The sequence below is a fragment of the Vibrio sp. MM46 genome, assembly GCF_027587135.1.
Classification (GTDB): Bacteria; Pseudomonadota; Gammaproteobacteria; order Enterobacterales; family Vibrionaceae; genus Vibrio; species Vibrio harveyi.
The window spans coordinates 62,387-82,027 of record NZ_JAPPTO010000005.1 but is presented as its reverse complement, the minus strand read 5'-3'; the positions used below and the strand labels follow the sequence as shown (position 1 = coordinate 82,027).

At 44.1% G+C, this 19,641-nt stretch carries 23 protein-coding genes; 16 read left to right on the top strand and 7 right to left on the bottom strand.

The genetic code is table 11. The annotated features are described in order from the left end of the window. Positions 1-48: 48 nt before the first annotated feature. From cobC to OH459_RS07425, 5 genes are read right to left on the bottom strand one after another with little or no spacing between them, the layout of a single operon-like run. Positions 49-663, bottom strand: coding sequence for an alpha-ribazole phosphatase (gene cobC, locus OH459_RS07445; RefSeq protein ID WP_269986244.1), 615 nt, complete (start codon positions 661-663; stop codon positions 49-51). Continuing rightward, positions 660-1,208, bottom strand: coding sequence for a bifunctional adenosylcobinamide kinase/adenosylcobinamide-phosphate guanylyltransferase (gene cobU, locus OH459_RS07440; protein ID WP_269986243.1), 549 nt, complete (start codon positions 1,206-1,208; stop codon positions 660-662). Before cobU ends, cobC begins: the two co-directional genes overlap by 4 nt. Continuing rightward, the gene (locus OH459_RS07435; RefSeq protein ID WP_269986242.1) at positions 1,205-2,011 is read right to left on the bottom strand and encodes an adenosylcobinamide-GDP ribazoletransferase; all 807 of its coding nucleotides are present in this window, start codon (positions 2,009-2,011) and stop codon (positions 1,205-1,207) included. Before OH459_RS07435 ends, cobU begins: the two co-directional genes overlap by 4 nt. Further along, entirely contained in the window at positions 2,011-3,054 is a 1,044-nt protein-coding gene (gene cobT, locus OH459_RS07430; protein ID WP_269986241.1) for a nicotinate-nucleotide--dimethylbenzimidazole phosphoribosyltransferase, read from the bottom strand. Before cobT ends, OH459_RS07435 begins: the two co-directional genes overlap by 1 nt. Before the next feature lie 19 nt (positions 3,055-3,073). After that, positions 3,074-3,685: a flavin reductase family protein gene (locus tag OH459_RS07425; RefSeq protein WP_041055540.1), complete on the bottom strand. Its 612-nt coding sequence runs from the start codon at positions 3,683-3,685 to the stop codon at positions 3,074-3,076. Between the two features lie 735 nt (positions 3,686-4,420). Here OH459_RS07425 and OH459_RS07420 point away from each other — a divergent pair. From OH459_RS07420 to purT, 8 genes are all read left to right on the top strand, one after another. Beyond that, positions 4,421-5,116: an NAD(P)H-binding protein gene (locus OH459_RS07420; protein WP_017818004.1), complete on the top strand. Its 696-nt coding sequence runs from the start codon at positions 4,421-4,423 to the stop codon at positions 5,114-5,116. Positions 5,117-5,310: 194 nt separating this feature from the next. After that, positions 5,311-6,684 carry an L-cystine transporter gene (locus OH459_RS07415; RefSeq protein WP_269986240.1) on the top strand — a complete coding sequence of 458 codons (1,374 nt, stop codon included), beginning with the start codon at positions 5,311-5,313 and terminating at the stop codon, positions 6,682-6,684. Between the two features lie 221 nt (positions 6,685-6,905). Further along, positions 6,906-7,586, top strand: coding sequence for a DUF1826 domain-containing protein (locus tag OH459_RS07410; protein WP_269986239.1), 681 nt, complete (start codon positions 6,906-6,908; stop codon positions 7,584-7,586). Positions 7,587-7,747: 161 nt separating this feature from the next. Further along, positions 7,748-9,169, top strand: a complete 1,422-nt coding sequence (gene sbcB, locus OH459_RS07405) for an exodeoxyribonuclease I (protein WP_172580702.1) — start codon at positions 7,748-7,750, stop codon at positions 9,167-9,169. Between the two features lie 58 nt (positions 9,170-9,227). Continuing rightward, the gene (locus OH459_RS07400; RefSeq protein WP_005445537.1) at positions 9,228-9,602 is read left to right on the top strand and encodes a CidA/LrgA family protein; all 375 of its coding nucleotides are present in this window, start codon (positions 9,228-9,230) and stop codon (positions 9,600-9,602) included. A 1-nt stretch (position 9,603) separates the two neighbouring features. Beyond that, positions 9,604-10,281, top strand: coding sequence for an LrgB family protein (locus tag OH459_RS07395; RefSeq protein WP_005445538.1), 678 nt, complete (start codon positions 9,604-9,606; stop codon positions 10,279-10,281). Between the two features lie 255 nt (positions 10,282-10,536). After that, complete coding sequence (gene cdd / locus OH459_RS07390) at positions 10,537-11,424, top strand: cytidine deaminase (protein ID WP_005445539.1); 888 nt, start codon at positions 10,537-10,539, stop codon at positions 11,422-11,424. Positions 11,425-11,572: 148 nt separating this feature from the next. Next, positions 11,573-12,748 (top strand): formate-dependent phosphoribosylglycinamide formyltransferase, encoded by a 1,176-nt coding sequence (purT, locus tag OH459_RS07385; RefSeq protein WP_269986238.1) that lies wholly within the window; start codon positions 11,573-11,575, stop codon positions 12,746-12,748. 341 nt (positions 12,749-13,089) lie between these two features. Here purT and OH459_RS07380 read toward each other — a convergent pair whose 3' ends face one another. After that, the gene (locus tag OH459_RS07380; RefSeq protein ID WP_005445541.1) at positions 13,090-13,740 is read right to left on the bottom strand and encodes a thiopurine S-methyltransferase; all 651 of its coding nucleotides are present in this window, start codon (positions 13,738-13,740) and stop codon (positions 13,090-13,092) included. A 335-nt stretch (positions 13,741-14,075) separates the two neighbouring features. Here OH459_RS07380 and OH459_RS07375 point away from each other — a divergent pair, with 335 nt between their 5' ends. After that, entirely contained in the window at positions 14,076-14,849 is a 774-nt protein-coding gene (locus OH459_RS07375; protein WP_005445543.1) for a phosphoribosylglycinamide formyltransferase, read from the top strand. Between the two features lie 143 nt (positions 14,850-14,992). Here the strand turns inward: OH459_RS07375 and ihfA are convergent, their stop codons facing one another. Then, the gene (gene ihfA, locus OH459_RS07370) at positions 14,993-15,289 is read right to left on the bottom strand and encodes an integration host factor subunit alpha (RefSeq protein WP_005445544.1); all 297 of its coding nucleotides are present in this window, start codon (positions 15,287-15,289) and stop codon (positions 14,993-14,995) included. Positions 15,290-15,815: 526 nt separating this feature from the next. On the opposite strand from ihfA, the gene OH459_RS07365 reads away from it, so the two are divergent. The 7 genes from OH459_RS07365 to OH459_RS07335 all read left to right on the top strand — a co-directional run bounded on the left by OH459_RS07365 (position 15,816) and on the right by OH459_RS07335 (position 19,614). Next, a complete protein-coding gene (locus tag OH459_RS07365) occupies positions 15,816-16,694 on the top strand; it encodes an AEC family transporter (protein WP_009701053.1) in 879 nt (292 codons plus the stop codon). 182 nt (positions 16,695-16,876) lie between these two features. Continuing rightward, complete coding sequence (locus OH459_RS07360) at positions 16,877-17,116, top strand: hypothetical protein (RefSeq protein ID WP_047517048.1); 240 nt, start codon at positions 16,877-16,879, stop codon at positions 17,114-17,116. A gap of 21 nt (positions 17,117-17,137) precedes the next feature. Next, positions 17,138-17,560 (top strand): hypothetical protein, encoded by a 423-nt coding sequence (locus tag OH459_RS07355; RefSeq protein WP_059678539.1) that lies wholly within the window; start codon positions 17,138-17,140, stop codon positions 17,558-17,560. Between the two features lie 152 nt (positions 17,561-17,712). Further along, entirely contained in the window at positions 17,713-17,973 is a 261-nt protein-coding gene (locus tag OH459_RS07350; RefSeq protein ID WP_005445548.1) for a hypothetical protein, read from the top strand. Next, positions 17,973-18,356, top strand: a complete 384-nt coding sequence (locus OH459_RS07345; protein ID WP_017817997.1) for a hypothetical protein — start codon at positions 17,973-17,975, stop codon at positions 18,354-18,356. The genes OH459_RS07350 and OH459_RS07345 overlap by 1 nt, the downstream gene beginning before the upstream one ends. After that, entirely contained in the window at positions 18,347-18,685 is a 339-nt protein-coding gene (locus OH459_RS07340) for a hypothetical protein (protein WP_029791121.1), read from the top strand. Before OH459_RS07345 ends, OH459_RS07340 begins: the two co-directional genes overlap by 10 nt. Positions 18,686-18,888: 203 nt before the next feature. Next, entirely contained in the window at positions 18,889-19,614 is a 726-nt protein-coding gene (locus OH459_RS07335; protein WP_053050945.1) for a metallophosphoesterase family protein, read from the top strand. The last annotated feature ends 27 nt before the right edge of the window (positions 19,615-19,641 follow it).

Here is a 19,641-nt window from a genome sequence, read left to right as displayed (position 1 = left end):
TTTCTCTCTTAAACTCGGTAGAGATCCAAGCGTTGGCTACTTCCGTGACTAATTTTCAAATAGTGGTACGCCTATCGAACGAACTGAGGCGTAAATCTGATCATCGATGGTAATTGTTATATGTGTTACTGACGCATTTCCTATCGCTAATGTCGAATACCATCGCGGATTGCGCCAATCTACACCCAATACATGGGCAAGAATCATTCTAATTACGCCACCATGCGTGACAATTAGCAAGTTGTCATTGATATCGTTGATGATTTGAGACCAAGCACAAGTTACACGATGAGAGAAATCCTCCAAGCTCTCAGCATTCGGTAAGGTGTGTTGTGCCGGTGCTTTCCAAAATGCATCGAGCTTATTCCAGTGCTCAGAAAGCATGTCAAATGGGATGCCGTCGAAATCACCAAAATCCAATTCTTGAAGTTGTGGTTCCACACTTAAAGGCAAAAGTTGCTGCTCAGCGAGTATCTCAGCAAGATCGTGACAACGTGACAAGGGAGAGCTAATGATCCCTTCTACTTCTCGACCCGTTTGTTGCCACGCTTGAGCAATTTTGCGTTGCTCTGCTTCAACGACTTTTAAATCGGCTTGTCCGTGTAAACCTGGGGCTGCGTTCACTTTTCCGTGCCGCAGTAAATAGATATTCAGCGTTTTCATCTCTTCCCTTCCTGTGGTTTGAGCTCAAGTGGCAAACCCGCAGCGACAAACGTGACTCGCTCACACACGGTCGCCAGTTTTTGATTCATCCGTCCCGCATTATCAACAAAATAACGACTGACGGCGCCGAGCGGCACAATGCCCATACCGACTTCGTTAGAGACAAAAATCAGCGTCGCGTCAGATTGCGCCGCCACATTCACCAACAACTCAATTTGCTCCTCTAACCGCTCATTACAGCAGTCATCACCGAGTTCAAAGATCCAGTTGTTGAGCCAAAGCGTGAGACAGTCAACTAACACGACATCTTGAGACGAAAACCCACAAATGAGCTCAGGCAAGTTAAGCGGACATTCATGTTCAATCCACCCAGCCCCTCGCTGCTGTTTATGGTGAGCAATGCGTTGCCTCATCTCGTCATCAAAAGGCAATGCCGTCGCCACATAGTGAAGCGTTCCGTTTTTATTTTGTGCCCATTGTTGCGCCCTGCTCTCTGCTAAGCTCGATTTTCCTGAGCGCGCACCACCTAGAATAAGTTGCTTCATAATGAATGACTAAATGCGATAAGAGTGAGATAAACAAGCAACTCTGCAAGCTGCTGCGCAGCACCAAGGCAGTCGCCAGTAAATCCGCCGATACGTTTGGTCAGCCAGCGTTTAAAGCCGACACGAAACAGTGCCAATACCAATACAATCACAGCTGCCTGAGTCACGCCCAGTAACAACGCTACAACCCCACCAGTTAAGAGCAGTATCGCGACTTCTAAGCTCGATTGCTTATTCGCTAACGGTTTACTTTTCGAGGTATCCGTGTCACTAACGTAAGGCATGTCATATATGAGAGTGGCAGCCAGCGCTCGACTCACGGTGTACGCCACAACGATCATCAGCCAAAATTGAGGTTCATTGGCTAACTCGCTCCAAAATACAAACTTCGCCAACAGCGCCATCATTAGCGTTGCCGCGCCGTACGTCCCGATGCGGCTGTCTTTCATTATGGTTAAGCGGCGCTCTAACGTCATGCCACCACCAATACCATCCGCCATATCCGTTAAACCGTCCTCATGGAACGCACCGGTAAGCAGCAGGCTAAATGCCATGGTCAACACGATGGCAACTGAGTTTGGGAACAATAAACTTGCCAGTGAAAATACAGCTGCGCACAGTAGCCCGAGCAACACACCGAGCAAAGCAAAATATCGCCCCGCTTGGTTCATGCGCGTTTCACTGTAAGGTAAATCAGAAGGCACTGGTATACGGCTAAAAAAACTTACTGCGAGCAAGAAAAGCTCACTCTGGTAGCGCAAAGAACGAGTCTCTGAATGGAGTGTATTATCAGAAGCGGACACTAAACCGTCACTCCCGCACTCTCAAAGCTCGCCATGTTGTTGTAAAACTGAGCCGCCGCTTTTACCAGTGGCAAAGCAAGCGCCGCTCCGGTACCTTCACCTAAACGCAAACCAAGATCCAAGAGAGGCTCCGCTTGCAAACATTCCAGCACAAACTTGTGCCCATTCTCTTCTGAGGTATGGGCGAACAGCATGTAATCTCGCGTCTCTTCATTCAATAAAGTCGCGACGTAAGCGGCTACAGAGACGATAAATCCGTCGACTAAAACAGGCGTTTTGTGGCGTTTCGCTTCTAAGAATGCGCCAACCATTTGCACGATTTCGAACCCACCGACTTGAGCCAACGCGCCTTTGGTATCAAGGTCACGACAGCGATTCACACCTTGTGCAACTAGCTTGATCTTGCGGTTGAGTTGCTCTTGAGTAATGCCCGTGCCATAACCAACGCAATGGTCGACTTCCAATGGACTCAGCGCAGTTAACAATGCCGATGCAGAACTGGTATTGCCAATCCCCATTTCACCAAACATCAATAAGTTCGAGCCATTAAGAATCGCCTGTTGCGCGACTTGGGCACCATATTCCAAACCTAACGCGACTTGTTCTAGTGACATCGCCGTTTGTTTAGCAAAGTTTGCCGTGCCATTTCCCAGACGTTTCTCAATCAAGTTGGGATGGTTTTTAAAGTCAGGAACTAAGGTATCGATCGGTGACAACATGCCACAATCAATGACCTTAAAGTCAATTTGGTTGAGATCGCAGAAACAATTAATGGCGGCGCCACCAGCGAGGAAATTCGCCACCATTTGTTGAGTCACGGCGCTTGGTGCAATGCTCACCCCTTCTTCCGCGATACCATGATCACCAGCGAATACCAACATGGTTGGTTTGCGAATTTCTATTGTTTCAACCGATTGAAGCTTATCTTGGCTTTGAATTAACGCCAGTTCTAGCGCCACTTTTTCGAGCAAACCAAGAGCGCCTAATGGTTTGGTTTTGTTATCAATGCGAGCTTGAATTTCTGAGGCAAAAGAGCGATCCATGATGATGATTCCTTATTCTTTATTTTGGACGAGCGACAGAAAAAGTTTTTTCTAACGTGGCGTATTCATTACCACCTAATCGAGCTAATGGGTCTACAGCTAAGGCATCAACTTTTAAACGGTCACCTTCCATGGATATGACCCGCTCATCGACATAAATGTGTTCAATCTCTGCAAAGATTAAACTTTGCGGTGTCTCTCCCACCTCTATCACTTCATGCAACTTACAGCCGAATGCAATTGGCGCGCCCTCTAAGCGTGGTAATTCGAAACCTTGGAAATCAACCGTCTCAAGTTGAGTCGTCTCCAGTTCAGATTCCCCATGTTCTAATGTGGCAGAAGATAAAGTGACTTTATCCGCGAGATCGCTGGGTGCAATATGGATAACCAACTTACCGGTTTCTAATGCATTTCGCGTGGTGTCCTTGATGTCCCCATTGGGCTTTTTTCCCACAGAAATCATCAATAAAGGTGGACGGCTAGAAACCGCAGTAAAGTAGGAAAATGGCGCTAAGTTGAAGTTTTGCTCACCTGAGTCTGTGAGCACCCAAGCGATTGGGCGAGGAATGACAGTTTGAGTCATCAAATGGTACACCTGCGTTGGCGCAAGCGTACTGAGATCTATGTTCATACGACGTCCTTGGTCTTAGAAAACCGCGAGAGAAATGAGACTCCCGACAAATTGAGAGAACAAGTGTACCCCTCTCCCGTGCAATTTCATCTGATTTTCTCTTTTTGACAGCGCTTTTTGTCAATTCGACAGTCATATTGATAAAAATATTATTTCAACCTGCTCATTTAGCGATAGAAGAAAAACAAAGTCGAGCAATGAAGCCACATATGTAAACAAGATAACCTTTCTTTTAAGAGGTAAGACCGAGAATCAACCCACCTATCGAGACAGGTCTATATAACTGAATAATAAATAATTTTAATTTCCATTCGTCGATTTAAAATGATTTTTTGTTCCTTATAGGGTTGTTAGATTAGTTCCGATTTACCCACAACATTCCAATGTTGGCACGAGTGATGCTATTTAGATCTTGTCCCCGACAATAAAGAGTGAGAGATCATGTTTGCCAATCAAAGTCGTCGCCCTGCTAAGAAAGGCAAGCCCAACAAACAACGCCCATCGCGGCAATCCATACCCTTATCATTCTCCTAGGAAAAAAGACCCGTTCGTCCCGCGGGTCTTTTTATTTGCGGGTATTTTATTTGCTTAGCTTTCTATACCTAAGTAACCTCGAGATGCTAGGTTCACTGAGTTCGATTGATTAAATGTCATACATTAGCTACCTGACTGCAGCTTCGTGGAAGAAATGCGCTACAATAGCCTAAGCACTTGTTCTTAAACAGGAAGGATACAATGGGCAACGATTCAAATGCATGTGTGATTATTGCAGGTGGTACAGGTCTTGTAGGGAAAGAAGTCATGGCTAAACTTGTCTCACAGCCTAGCATCGAAACGCTATATTCTCTCTCCCGCCGAACGATCACTGGTATCGAGGATCCAAATAACAAAATTGTCCCATTGTTAGACGCGGCGCTCACAATCCACGATTGGGACGATCAGCAACCGATTCCACGCGTCGGTTTTATTTGTCTCGGCACCACATTAAAACAAGCTGGCAGCAAAGATGCTCTGCGAAAAATCGACGTCGAATTGGTATGTAAAGTTGCTCAACAAATGAAGATGATCGGTGTAAAACGCATCGCTGTGGTTTCGAGTCTAGGCGCAAAAGCGTCTTCTTCATCCCATTATCTAGCTTGCAAAGGACATATGGAAAAAAATATCGAGAGGATGGGCTTTGAAGAAGTGGTGTTCGCAAGGCCCGGACCTCTGGTCGGACAGCGAGAAAATCCTCGTACGGATGAAAAGGTTGTTCAGACACTTTCTAAGGTAATTCGTCCGCTTATGCTTGGTAAATTGGCGAACTTTGTACCCGTTCATGCTCAAGACGTAGCCAAAGCGATGATTTATCAAGTTTTCAGCTATCAAGAAGAAAAAGTCATTTATTTGCATAGAAAGGATATGCTTGATCTCATTAGGCACTATGATTGAAAAATTTCGCCTAAATATTACGCTAAATCAGTCATCAACGAGAGTCGAGTCGCATTTTTATATTCATTTTAGATCTATCTAATACCTGTTAATCATTTTTAAAGTTATATCCCACTCGGTATCTTACCCAACCAGTATATAGCTCCGTATAAAATTTAATCAGCACTTCTTATGCCGATTACTAAGGTAAGATTATGAATTTCGCAGTGGTTGCTTCTCTGGCGGTGTTTATCGCCATATTAATGTTCCTTTTTAACCAACAACAAAAACAAAACACACTCTCGCGTTTGGTTTTAATTGGCTTGGTTACGGGCTCTCTTTTCGGTCTTGGACTGCAACTTATTCATGGCGAAGGCAGCGATGTCATTGGACAAACACTTGAATGGGTCGGCATAGTCGGCAGCGGTTATGTTGGTCTGCTTAAAATGGTGATTATGCCTTTGGTATTGATTTCCATGATTTCCGCCGTTGTAAAGCTAGAGAAAGGCGGTTCGCTGGGTAAGATCTCTGGTCTAACGATTTCTGTTTTGCTGGTAACAACAGCCATTGCTGCCATGATCGGTATTCTTGTTACGACTACATTTGGTTTGTCTGCCGCTGGATTAACTGAAGGTGCACGTGAAACGGCTCGTATTGCCGTATTAGAGAGTCGAGTAGAATCAGTAAGCGACCTAACGATCCCTCAGATGTTAGTAAGCTTTATTCCAACTAACCCGTTTGCCGATCTTACAGGGGCTCGTTCTACATCGATCATTGCTGTGGTTATCTTTGGTGTTTTAGTCGGTATCGCTGCACGTAAAGTGATGGCAGAAAAAGAAGAGTTGGAATCTCCAATTCGTACTTTTGTGGAAGCGGCACAATCCGTGGTTATGCGCCTGGTTAAGATGATCATGGCATTAACGCCTTATGGTATTGCTGCCCTTATGGCGAAAGTGGTCGCAACATCAAGTGCTGCCGACATTTTTAATTTGCTTGGCTTTATTGTTGCGTCTTACGTAGCAATTGCACTGATGTTCCTTGTTCATGGTCTACTTGTTTCTTTTGTCGGCGTTAGCCCTACTGAGTACTTTAAAAAGATTTGGCCAGTACTGACATTTGCATTCACATCACGCAGTTCAGCGGCAACGATTCCACTTAACGTTGAAGCACAAATCACCAAGCTAAACGTACCACCAGCGATTGCGAACTTGTCAGCGTCTTTCGGTGCCACTATCGGTCAGAACGGCTGTGCAGGTATCTACCCAGCAATGCTGGCGGTAATGGTAGCGCCAACAATGGGGATTGATCCTCTAGACATCAACTTCATTTTGTCACTGATTGCCATCATCACGATTAGCTCATTTGGTATTGCTGGTGTCGGCGGCGGCGCAACCTTTGCTGCCCTGATTGTACTGCCTGCGATGGGCTTGCCTGTGACAATCGCAGCGCTACTGATCTCTATCGAGCCACTAATTGATATGGCGCGAACTGCACTTAATGTCTCTGGTGCAATGACTGCAGGTACCATTACCAGCCGATTGTTGAAATCCACCAACGACAATGGACAGTTAGAAGAACAAAAAGCGTAGCTGTTCTCAAAAAATAACTCTCAGTTTGAGCCGATGGTTTCTCCATCGGCTTTTTTGTATTTAAGCGCACCAAAGTGAAGAGTCATCCCCTTCCTATCTTCTACAATTAATGCCTTACTCCCTACTCGCTAACTGTCTAAACTGATTTATTGAGCAGCATTGTTATGATATAACATTTCACAAATATCAAAATGAACACAGATAACATCGGAGGTAATGTCATGAGTTCAACTTTAATCGAGTCCACTTCAACTGAGGCTCTTGAATGCACACTTCGAACGCCGTGTTTCAGTTCAGGCGAAGAGCCAACTGTGTTAGCGAACATCTATCAAGAAGACATCAATATCGCAATCTGGCGGCGACAATTCGATCAACCGCTTGCCGATGCCGCGAATCGGTTCATCACCTCCCACCCTAACTTCAATAAATCACTGAATGTATCTCCTGAAAATGCTTATGAAGTACTGCAATACGCAACCGATGGGCAGGCGCCGGATGTATTGTTGAGAAATATCGTGGAGTTAGTCGACATGTTTTGCTATTTGTTTGAGTTAGAAGACGCAGGACTGCGCCTAGCGACACTCAATAGCGCGATGTGTCCCCGTTTTCACGTTGATCAAGTCCCCTGCCGCCTAGTCACTACCTACCAAGGCATTGCGACTCAATGGATTGCTAATGACGTACTTGATCGCTCAAAGCTCGGTCGCGGTAGTCATGGGCTTTCGGATGCAGAATCCGGCTTATACAGAGCAGAATCAGACATCAGGCACCTTTCTGTTGGTGACGTTGCACTGCTGAAAGGTGAGCGTTGGATCGGAAATGAAAACAAAGGACTGGTTCATCGCTCGCCTAGTATCCAATCGAATCAAGCTCGTTTGTTGCTCACCCTTGATTTTGGCTAATAAAAATCAGCGATTGTCCAAGCATTAACCAAATAAAAAACTTCAAGCCGAAAGTGACACTTCGGCTTTTTCATTTTCACAACGTCACATTGCATCTTTCGTTGCGAGTCAAGGCGTTGAATGGTCTAATACTCCTATCGGTTCCGTAAACGGTAAGCAGAATGCACCAAGACAATCAGCCCACTTTTTTCTTTTTCGATTACGAGACTTGGGGAACAAGTCCAGCCAAAGACCGCCCAAGCCAGTTTGCTGGCGTTCGCACTGATGAAAACTTCAATATCATTGGTGAACCTTTGGTGATGTACTGTCGCCCACCTGCTGATTACCTTCCTTCGCCAGAAGCAGCTTTGATCACTGGTATTACACCACAAAAAGCAATGCAAGAAGGCTTACCTGAACCTGAGTTTATTGCCAAAATTCATGCCGAATTGTCTAAACCAAAGACGACTAGCCTTGGCTACAACAGCATACGTTTTGATGATGAAGTCACTCGTTACACTTGCTACCGAAACTTCATCGACCCATACTCATGGAGCTGGCAAAACGGCAACTCACGATGGGATTTGCTTGACGTGATGCGAGCATGTCATGCCCTGCGTCCTGAAGGTGTGGAATGGCCGGAGAATGATGAAGGCTTTACGAGTTTCAAGCTTGAGCATTTATCCGTGGCTAACGGCATTGAACACAGCAATGCTCACGATGCGATGGCCGACGTGATTGCCACGATTGAAATGGCGAAGAAAGTTAAAGCCGCCCAACCTAAGCTATTTGACTACTTTTTCTCGATGCGTAACAAGCGCAAACTCAATGAGCTGGTTGATATTGTCAATATGACTCCGTTGATGCATGTATCAGGCATGCTTGGGCGTGAATGCCAATACACAAGCTGGATTGTGCCTGTGGCTTGGCACCCAACCAACAACAACGCTGTTATCACGATTGATTTAGCCAAAGATCCTCAGCCGATCCTTGAACTTTCAGCGGAAGAACTGAAAGAACGCTTGTACACCAAGCGTGACGAATTGGGCGACTTACTGCCTGTACCAGTGAAGCTAGTGCATCTGAACAAGTGCCCTATTCTCGCTCCAGCAAAAACATTAACCGCGGAAAATGCGGAAGTCATTGGTATTGACCGCCAACAATGTTTAAACAATTTAGCGTTGTTGCGCCAACACCCAGAGATCCGAGAGAAGCTGATTAGTCTATTCTCTATAGAACGTGAATTCGAAAAGAGTAATGACGTTGATACGCAGCTTTACGATGGTTTTTTCTCGCCTGCTGATCGCGCTGCTATGGACATCATTCGTGAAACCGATCCGAATAACTTAGCCGCACTGGACATTGAATTCGATGATAAACGAATCAAGCCATTGCTTTTCCGTTACCGTGCTCGCCATTATGCAGGCACATTAGATGAACTAGAACAAAGACGCTGGGCACAACATTGTCGTGAAGTTTTCGAAAGTCAGATTGAAGAGTACATGATGAATTTGGAAAACTTAGTTCACGAACATGAAAGTGACGAAAAGAAGATAGCAATATTAAAATCCGTCTATCGTTATGTAGAGAGCCTAGCCTCCTAATTTCTTACCTTGTTCAAGCGCACCTTCGGGTGTGCTTGTTGTTTTATATGCTGTCAAAATGATAAAAGATCGATTACTACAGCTGATCCATTTGCTCATCTCCCTCGCACTCATCATGGGAGCACTTGGTATCGGCAACACCATTCAAAAATTCATTGGCATTTCTGTTCCAGGAAGTGTCATCGGCATGCTTGTGCTGTTTTTCTCAATGACCCTTGGCTTAGTCAAAGTGGAATGGGTTAAGCCAGGTGCAACGCTATTCATCCGCTATATGATCCTGCTATTCGTGCCTATCAGCGTGGGTCTGATGCAACACTTCGATATGCTACTGGCTAACGCACTGCCAATTATTGCGAGTGCAGTAGGCGGCTCACTGATCGTATTGGTCAGCTTGGCATGGTTCTTAGATTACTTACTGAAGGAGAAGCACTAGTATGTGGTTACTTGTCACTATTGTGGTTTTCCTTGCCGCACGCCAAATCGCAATCAAGGTGAACAATCCGATTGCTAACCCGCTTTTGATCAGTATCGCGGTATTAATCCCGTTGCTAACCTTTTTGAAAGTGCCATTTGAAACATACTACGCTGACAACGAATACATCAGCTTTTTACTTCAACCCGCCGTTGTTGCGCTGGCATATCCACTTTATGAACAACTGCCTCAAATCAAAGCCAATTGGCGCATTATCACTCTGGCTTGCACGTTAGGTAGTGTTATGTCCATGCTTACCGCTACGCTCATTGCGGTGGCATTTAAAGCTGACATTAGCTTAATAGCCAGCTTGGTTGGTAAGTCTGTGACGACCCCTATCGCGATGGAAATCTCTAGCCACTTAGGCGGAGAAGCAGCTGTTGCGGCAATTTTAGTGCTTATTGTTGGTTTGTTTGGTGCCATCCTCGCGTACCCAATCTTCAATATCATTGGTATTAAGCATCCAATTGCGCGCGGTCTAACAATGGGTACTGTTTCTCACGCTCTCGGCACCGCAACATGTGCTGAGAAACAACCGGGAGATGCAGCGTTCTCATCTCTTGCATTGGTGCTTTGTGGCATCATCACCTCGATTCTCGCGCCAAGCTTCTTTGCTTTGGCGGTTTGGTTATACCAATAATAACCTCAATGACCTGCTTTGCTATCAAGTGAGCAGGTCATAATCTCCTCTAGAAAATTCGCAGTATGAATATACGTTGATATAGTTATTAGTGGGACAGAGATAACGTTAAATCTTAGTGAAATCGAATACATGTGTGAGCTCACTCTAATTATGTAACGTAAATTATCATTACACACATTAACGTGATCTAAAGCACAGAACATTTCCACCTTTCACATAGAATAACTGTCCATGCAATAACAAGGATTCAACATGAAAAGTCGCATTGAACAGGCGCTAGCAAGCGCTCCTGAAGCACTTTCAACACCTCTTGCTCCTATCGTCCTTTCTGACGATTTTGATGCCACTATTTCTGAGCAACAGTTTGAAGCGCTACTGAACGCTACCAATCTTTCTGATAAAGAGCTTCGTGTTGCTCTACTTCCTTTTGCCGCTGCGTTTTCTTACGCACCGATTTCTGAATTCTATGTAGGCGCGATTGTTCGTGGTCTATCTGGTCGTCTTTACTTCGGTGCGAACATGGAGTTTTTTGGTGTTCAGTTAGGTCAAACTGTTCATGCTGAACAATGCGCGATTAGCCATGCTTGGATGAAAGGCGAACGTGGTGTTAAAGATATCACCATTAACTACAGCCCTTGTGGTCACTGTCGTCAGTTCATGAATGAACTAACTACGGCGAAAGAATTAAAGATCCAATTGCCAGAGCGTGAAGAAAAATCGCTACACGACTATCTTCCTGAAGCATTCGGTCCTGCCGATCTTGGTATCCAGTCAGGTCTAATGGCAGAAGTGAAACACGAGTTTGCTTGCGATGACAACGACACTCTGATCCAAAAAGCAGTTACTGCTATGAACATCAGTCACGCTCCATACACTAACAACTTAAGTGGCATTGCTCTTGAGATGAATAGTGGTCGTGTATTCCAAGGTGCTTACGCAGAAAACGCAGCGTTCAACCCTAGCCTTCCACCACTTCAGGTTGCCTTAATTCAAATCCTGATGGCAGGCGAGCAGTTTGAAGACATCAAAGCCGCAGCACTAGTCGAAAACTCACAGGGTAAGATCAGCCACCTAGCCGATACTCAATCAACACTAGAGGCACTGAACCCAGATATTCCAGTGAGTTTTGTTAACATTTAACTCACAATGCTCTTATGAGAGAGGCTCTGCATGACGCAGGGCCTTTTTTTATTGTTTAAAATCACACGCAAACGTTTGCTTCGTTCGCAAAAATCAGTATGATCCCCTGCAAATTCGCTTCCACCACTTTATTTTGTAAGGGAACACTATGTTTGGTACTGCTACTAGCACTCATGCTACCCGTGTATTACTTCTGGGCTCTGGCGAGCTTGGTAAAGAAGTAGCAATTGAATGTCAACGTCTTGGTTTAGAAGTGATCGCGTGTGACCGTTATGCTGACGCACCAGCAATGCAAGTGGCTCATCGCAGCTACGTCATCGATATGCTTGATGGCGAAGCATTAGAAGAAATCATCAAGAAAGAGCAACCTGCTTATGTGGTTCCGGAAATTGAAGCTATCGCAACAGACAAATTAGTTGAGCTAGAAGAAAAAGGCGTGAACGTCGTTCCGACAGCAAAAGCAACTAAGTTGACTATGAACCGCGAGGGCATCCGTCGTCTTGCAGCTGAAGAGCTAAGCTTAACGAATTCTCCTTATCAGTTTGCAGATAACTTTGATGACTTTAAAGCGGCAGTTTCGCACGTTGGTATCCCTTGTGTAGTAAAACCCGTGATGAGTTCGTCTGGTAAAGGACAAAGCGTCATCAAAACAGAACAAGATGTGCAAACAGCGTGGGAGTACGCGCAAGAAGGCGGTCGTACTGGTGCCGGTCGTGTGATCGTCGAAGGCTTTATTGACTTCGACTATGAAATTACGCTGCTGACAGTACGAGCGAAAGATGGTGTCCATTTCTGCGCACCAATTGGGCATCGTCAAGAAGATGGTGACTACCGAGAGTCGTGGCAACCACAAGCAATGTCAGATACTGCGATTAAAGCAGCAGAATACACAGCGGAGAAAGTCGTAAATGCGCTCGGTGGTTACGGCATCTTCGGTGTAGAGCTGTTCGTGAAAGGTGATAAAGTAATTTTCAACGAAGTTTCACCTCGTCCACACGACACTGGCATGGTAACTATGATTTCTCAGGAAATGTCTGAGTTTGCTCTGCATGTTCGTGCGTTCACTGGCATGCCAATCAACAGTATCATTCAATACGGCCCGTCCGCGTCAGCTGTCATCCTAGGGCAAGGTACATCAACAGATATTCGCTTTGATAATCTTGCCAATGCCCTGGCTCAACCACAAACTCAAGTTCGTTTGTTTGGTAAGCCTGAAATCGATGGTCGCCGTCGTTTAGGCGTTGTTCTAACGCGTCGTAAGACTATCGAAGATTCGATTGAAGATGCAGTGAGCAGCGCTTCTAAAGTGCAGATCGTTTACTGATTTCACTAGTTCGCTCCAAGAAACAAAAAGCGCAGCCCAATTGGCTGCGCTTTTTATTTGTATATACCCAAGTGACTTCAAGATGCAGGATTCAGAGCGTTGTCATTGATTCGAGAGCAAGGAAACCAACGCAGTGTAATAGCCAGCTCTTTCCAAGTTGTTTGACGCAGCAATCGGGTCAATGACACGCTCCCAAAGGGCGAGCTGCCTTGGCTTGTATACTTTGTTGCCGATTCTTGATTTAGGCCCACTAAACCTTTAAATCGCCGCCGCGTCTACAAACCAAGTCAGTCTCGCTGAACCTAGCATCTCGAGGTTACTTGGGTATAAACTCGATTACCCTATTCACTTTCAATTAAATACACTTCTTCAGAGAAGCGACTCAGACCCTTTTTGGCAATTTTAGGGTGATTATCATCGGCTTGATCTACGTTTAAGCGTGTGATCTTATAACCGGAAAATAACTGTTCAATCTCTTCTACAGGAACACTAAAAGGAGGTCCTGCCATCTCTTCTTGCGGGTAGTTCAACGTGACCAACAAGATACGACCGCCAGGATTCAGCAATTGCTTAACACGAGCAGCATATTCTGCTCGCATCTCTTTAGGAAGAGCCACTAACGCAGCGCGATCGTAAATGATATCGGCTTTAGATACTGGGGCGGTAAAGAAATCACCCGTATAAATCGACAGCTCATCAAACTGATATAACTCGTGCATACCATTAACAGGCGTTACCGTTGGGGTGTAAAAATGCTCAGCAAAAAACGCTCTTACCGCAATTTGGCTTAGCTCAACGCCCTGAACTTCGTCGTGTTTGGTCGCTAACCAAATCAAATCCTCTGACTTACCACACAGAGGCACCAAAACTTTATCATCACGCTTTGCAGCCGTATGTTGCCAAAATGCAGGCAACAGTGGGTTCACGTCTTCTAGATGAAAACCAATTTGGTTACTGGCCCATTTATTGTGCCAAAATTCTTGATCTCTCATGATTCTTCTACTTGTCGGCTGATAGTGGATTCGAGCTTTGCGCTTCACTTTTGTGGGCTAAGACTAATGATTTTTTCAAATTTGTCTATGCCGTTCATCTTTGGTTAATACTGCAATGTTAGTATGGCTAACGTTCAAGAAGGAACCCTTCCTTGTTCTGATGGTCAGAATAAAGGAAAGCAAATGGTGATCTAGAACACGATTCCACCATAAGGTTGAAAATCAACCTTGGAATCTATCGTAGAGACCCCATTAACTAGGTAGTACCTGATTTGCGAATCTTAGTGACCTTTTCGTTACCCATTTTCTAAGTGCAAGCAAGTTAAGGAGAGTGAATGAGCTTATTTCTACGTACTACGGCATTGATGCTATTAGTACTAAGCCGTGCGCCGGCTTTCGCCGCACTTCCAAATGTCCCGAGTAACGAGCAAGACCGTTCTGCTAGCCAAAACGAAGTTTGCTCAAAATTGTTTAAACATAGCCTTAGTGGTTTGTATGGCATTCAGTCAATCGACTCCAAACCAACACAGCCTTATTCAGATTTCGACGTACTTTACAGCAAAGCGCACCAAGCGCAGTTTGAGCTAGAAACCATCTGTAAGAGTACTGCCCTTCTCACTGACGCACAGCCTTATTTTGCTGGCGTTAAATCTCAGCACCGCGCCGAAGAGAAAATCGCCCACGAACTTGACGGTCAAGTAGAACGTATCACCGACTTAGCCCGTGCAACCATCGTTGCAAATGACGTAGCAAGCTTGGTGTCGGTATATGAAACGTTAGAGCGCGAAACAACCATTGTTAAAGTAAAAAACCGCTTTAAAAAACCAACGGCTTCTGGTTATCGTGATCTCAACTTGTTGGTCCGTTTACCAAAAACCAACCTAATTGCTGAAGTCCAATTGCATCTAAAAGCGATTGCTGATGTAAAAAGTGGTCCGGAGCATGATTTGTACGAGCAAATTCAGAAACTGGAACGTCAAGCTCTGGTTGAAGGTCGTAACCTAAATGATATCGAGATGGCATCAATTCGTAACATGCGTACTCAATCTAAAAACTTGTATCAAGAAGCTTGGCATCCTTACCTAACGACGCACCTGGAAGCAGCCTAAGCAAACAGTATTTTAGAAACTAATTCCCTGAATACTGAAAAACCACCGCAATTGCGGTGGTTTTTATTTGTTCTTTAGTCAGTAATGAAAGCCACAAACAAAAAGACCACGACAAAGCGTGGTCTCATTCCATGTTACATGGCTTACTGGTCGGTCTTTAGGTTCTCTACGCGAGCTTTCAACTTCTGACCCGGGCGGAACGTAACGACACGTCGAGCAGTAATAGGAATATCTTCGCCAGTTTTCGGGTTACGACCAGGTCGTTCATTCTTGTCACGAAGGTCAAAGTTACCAAAACCTGACAGTTTTACCTGTTCGCCACTTTCTAGTGCCTTACGAATCTCTTCAAAGAACACTTCCACCGTTTCCTTGGCGTCCCGTTTACTAAATCCCAATTTATCAAACAGGTTTTCTGCAAGTTCGGCTTTTGTGAGCGCCATAAAACTTTCCTCAAAGCTATGTTAAACAATGCTACCTTAGTGTAGCGCCAGAGCAGTTTTACCCTACCAATTCAACAACATATCGGGGTTACATCAGGAAGTGTATGCCAAGCTTATGATTTTCGCCAACTTTTTTCTTTGCTAATATACGGAATGTTGCACCACGCAGATAGTTTACCCACCACCATTTCCATATTTTCCTTTAATTCCCTCTCCAATGAAAAAAATATCCAGTTCAAATTACTAGATTTGAAACTCAAAACAACATTAATCACTATTTAATAAAAATGTCAGATACTGGCTACTTTACAAACAATTGACACAAAACTTCTTACCTTTTCAGTAAGTTGAGTACGTTTGAAAATAGATCTGGTCGGTCCTATTTAGCAGACTTGTTATTCAGATATAGCGTGACACTAGGAGCATGAAAGCTTGAACAGCGACAAAATTCTATTGATTGCTCCATGACGGTTAACTGAAAGGTTGTTACTGTTTATCCCTGTTTTCACCACGCGAAAGAGCCGTCATGTTGCACCAAGTCATCAGTATCTTATTTCCCGTCTTTGTCTTGGTTTGTGTAGGTTACTTAGTTGGTCGATGCCTCAAGCCCGATTTTCGCCCAATCAATCGCATCAATATGGATGTGTTTACTCCGGCACTGGTATTTTCTTCTCTTGTCGGTATGCCACTCAGCATGGGGCAAGTCCCCTTGCTACTAGCCGCGCTTATTGCTGTCGTAGTACCTGGCATTGTGATGGTTCCCATCGCGAAGTTTTGCGGATTATCATTCAAAGCATGGGCTCCACCACACATGTTTCGAAACAGCGGTAACTTAGCGATACCGCTGTTTACTTACACCTTCGGGGAAATCGCCCTTCCCTCCGCAGTATTGCTTTTTGTCGTTTCAGCATGCCTACATATAAGCCTTGGCGTTATGCTACTGAGTAATGGCAATCCGCTTAAACAAATCGTCAAAATGCCGATCTTCTTATCCGCTTTGCTCGCGTTGCTTATCAACATTTCTGGTATTGGTATTTGGTCTCCTCTTTTTGAAGCGACCACATTACTTGGGCAAGCCGCCGTCCCAGTTATGTTGTTATCATTGGGAGCACAAATGCGCCATTTAAGATGGGATGGTCTTCGAGTGGGTCTTTGGTGCACACTTCAATCACTCGGTACCGGAGCACTCGCCTTTGCCTTAATCTATACCTTGATACCATTGCCAATCATGCAATTACAGATGATGGTGTTGTTTACCATGTTGCCACCAGCTGTAATGAACTACTTGTTTGCTGAACGACTCAATATCGAACCTCTGAACGTTGCTTCTATGGTCTTGTTTGGCAACTTTTTAAGCATTATTACTCTACCGCTGCTACTAACGTTCGCTTTATCACTTGCTTGAACCATGCCTCCACATAATCCATCAACATCAAGCAACGTTTAACAAATCACAACGTAACGCTTCAAATTTGAAATCTAATTTTTAACAATAAATTCACCTTATCTAGCCTTTATACCTCGCTTTTTGAGTGTTTTATCTATTAGCCTGAACCCTCCGCAAATTTACAAAGGAGTTGTAATTTTATGGATAAGACATGCCGTGTGATTTTTCTCGGTGGTGCTCATCACTTAGAGGAAATCACAACAACACTCAACACAATCAAATTTACACCAACAGTGTGCTTTGGCGATGACGAATACGTTCTACTCCCAAAAGGAGTTGGTAATTCACCTAGATACTTCGTTTATGTGCACTCCACTTTGACAGATGAAGAACAAAATGAACTGATTCAATTAATCGAAATTCCGATGAAAAATAAATAGAGGCTTAATGGAGGACAGATAATGTACGAAGTTATTTTTATTGGCGGTGAGAGCCATGGTGAAAATATTTCCCTCAACTCTCTACCCTTAACGGTAGATAAAAATGGAGAAAAATATTCTTTATTTGGCTTAACAGACCCTAACTATGACAAACCTTACAAAATATACTGTACGAAGTATTCAATTGCAGAACGGTATATCCCTCAAATTGTTAAAGTCGAATTTATTGGTGGTCATTGGGATCGAGAATTTGAACACAGAATTCTGGGGTGGATACCTACAAGGGTGAACCGAACTCGTGAGGTCCTCGATAATCTAATAACCAATTCCTATGAATTAGTCACTCAGTTTTCTGACGGGAAGACCATCCACGCATACGCCTCTGAAGATGTTCCAGAAGTATTTTTAAATGGAAGAATGCAAGCATTGCTCAAAGGAGATTGAAGCAAACTTTATCGCTGACATTGTTTATTTAACAAATTCGCAATCTAAATTTTACGGCTAAATTAACCATGTCTCTTTTTTGAGTCTCGCTTTTTGAGCAATTTATCGATTAGCCTAAAATCTCTCAACACTTGCAACGGAGTTGTAATTATATGGATAAAGAGTGCCTTGTAATTTTTCTAGGTGGCTATGAACACTTAGCAAAAGTTGTAACTACGCTTGATGCCATCAAATTCTCTTCAACAATAAAATTTGGCAATGATGAATATACCCTAATGCCAAATGGATATGGAAATACACCTCGAATCTTCTTTTATGTACACACTGAACTGAGTGAAGACATCATTAGAGAAATGAAAAATATGGTGAAACTTTCTATTGATAAAAAATGGTTTGAAATTGGTGGTGAATAATGGCGTTAGAAGTATTTATTGATATTTGTGGAGTCTCAGCAACAACACGAGAGATAGACAGGGAATGGGTAACCGGACTCGTTAACAGAGCAAAAGACCGCAAATCTAAGGTATGGGTGTCTGTGATTGTCCGAGATTTGAAGCAAGATATTAACATTCGGCTTGCATGCGGTAGTGCACCAAGAATAGCAACAACCACAAACAGCCCAAGACGAAAGCCGCTAACCCAGCTCGAAAGTAAGCTGACGGATCTCTGGTCTATGTTCCGGTGCGAAGGTGGGAACGTTAACGTTCAGGGCGTATGTGATTTTATCCGCTACCTCGAAGGGTGTCAGAGACGTGAGAGTGATGAAAAGCTAAAAAAGGATAAGCAGTGGCATTAATTATTTCCATTGATTGCTGTGGAGTAGTCATTGATTCATTAGAGAGCAACTCGAAAACCATAAACGCTATTGTGACGAAAGCTCAAGAACAAGGACAAAAAGTGTGGCTACGTATATGCCTAAAAGATGTATCGCAGAACATCGATATTGAACTTTGCTGTGGAGAACCGCCGTCTAACTCTGTGCCACCAGCAGCTAAAAGGGGCTCACTCATAGAGAAGAATATTAAAAAACTTTGGTTAGAACTTGGTTGCGCGGGTGAACAAGTGAATGCACAGAAGATCTCTGCATTTTTACTGTATTTTCAAAGCTATATTAATCAGTCCTAGAGAGTAGAACCTGCAAGCACGAACTACCTATCAAGTTAACGTTTAAGAAAGGCGCTGGTGTTCTTCAGTTATCGATTAAGCTGTGGCACTGCGCTTTTAAACAGATGACCTAGAGAAACCTTTTAATGGTAGAGGCATATCAAAAACAAAAGATTGAATGATAGACTAACGTCAAACAACTACCGTTTTTGCTTTGCAACTCTATGACATCAATTATTCAAATCAGCGACTGCCATTTAAGTGACGATTCAAGCTTTGAGAATCTACGTAGCGCGCTTCTTTATGCTCAAAAAGATTCATCATGCGATACCCTTTTGCTCACAGGCGATCTTTGTTGCAACCCCAAACCGGGTGATTACCGTGTACTACTAAGTTTCCTAGAAAAGCACATTCGCGATAAGGAAATATTCGCAATTGCAGGCAACCATGATGACACCAAATTGATGAAGCGGGAACTGGTCGGTAGCTCTATTAACGTAGTGAATAAAGCCAAAATTCATAACCGTGACATGCTGTTCTTAGATTCGAGTGCTAAACCTTTGGATAAGCGCCACCCTTTAGGCTCTGGTCGTGTCGATAACCGTGGGCTAGCACGCTTCAATAAACAACTTCGCCATGCGATCAATCCGATTGTTGTTATCCATCACCCTATTATTCCCGTAGGCTCGGATTGGATGCAAGCCATTTGCTTGGAAAACAATGCAAGCTTACATGCGCTTTTGGCTAAGTACCGAGTTCAAGATGTTATTTGCGGGCATGGTCATGATGCACTGACTGTAACGCGCCAAGAAGTCACTCAACATATGGCACCCGCTACTGCTTACGGTTTTGACCACAGTATTGACGAATACAACCGCAATGCAAAGATTGGCGTGAATAAGATTCACCTCGAAGGTGAGAGGATGAAGGTAGAGACAGTTTGGCTCTAGTTATTCCCTATTTCCTATCTCTCAAGA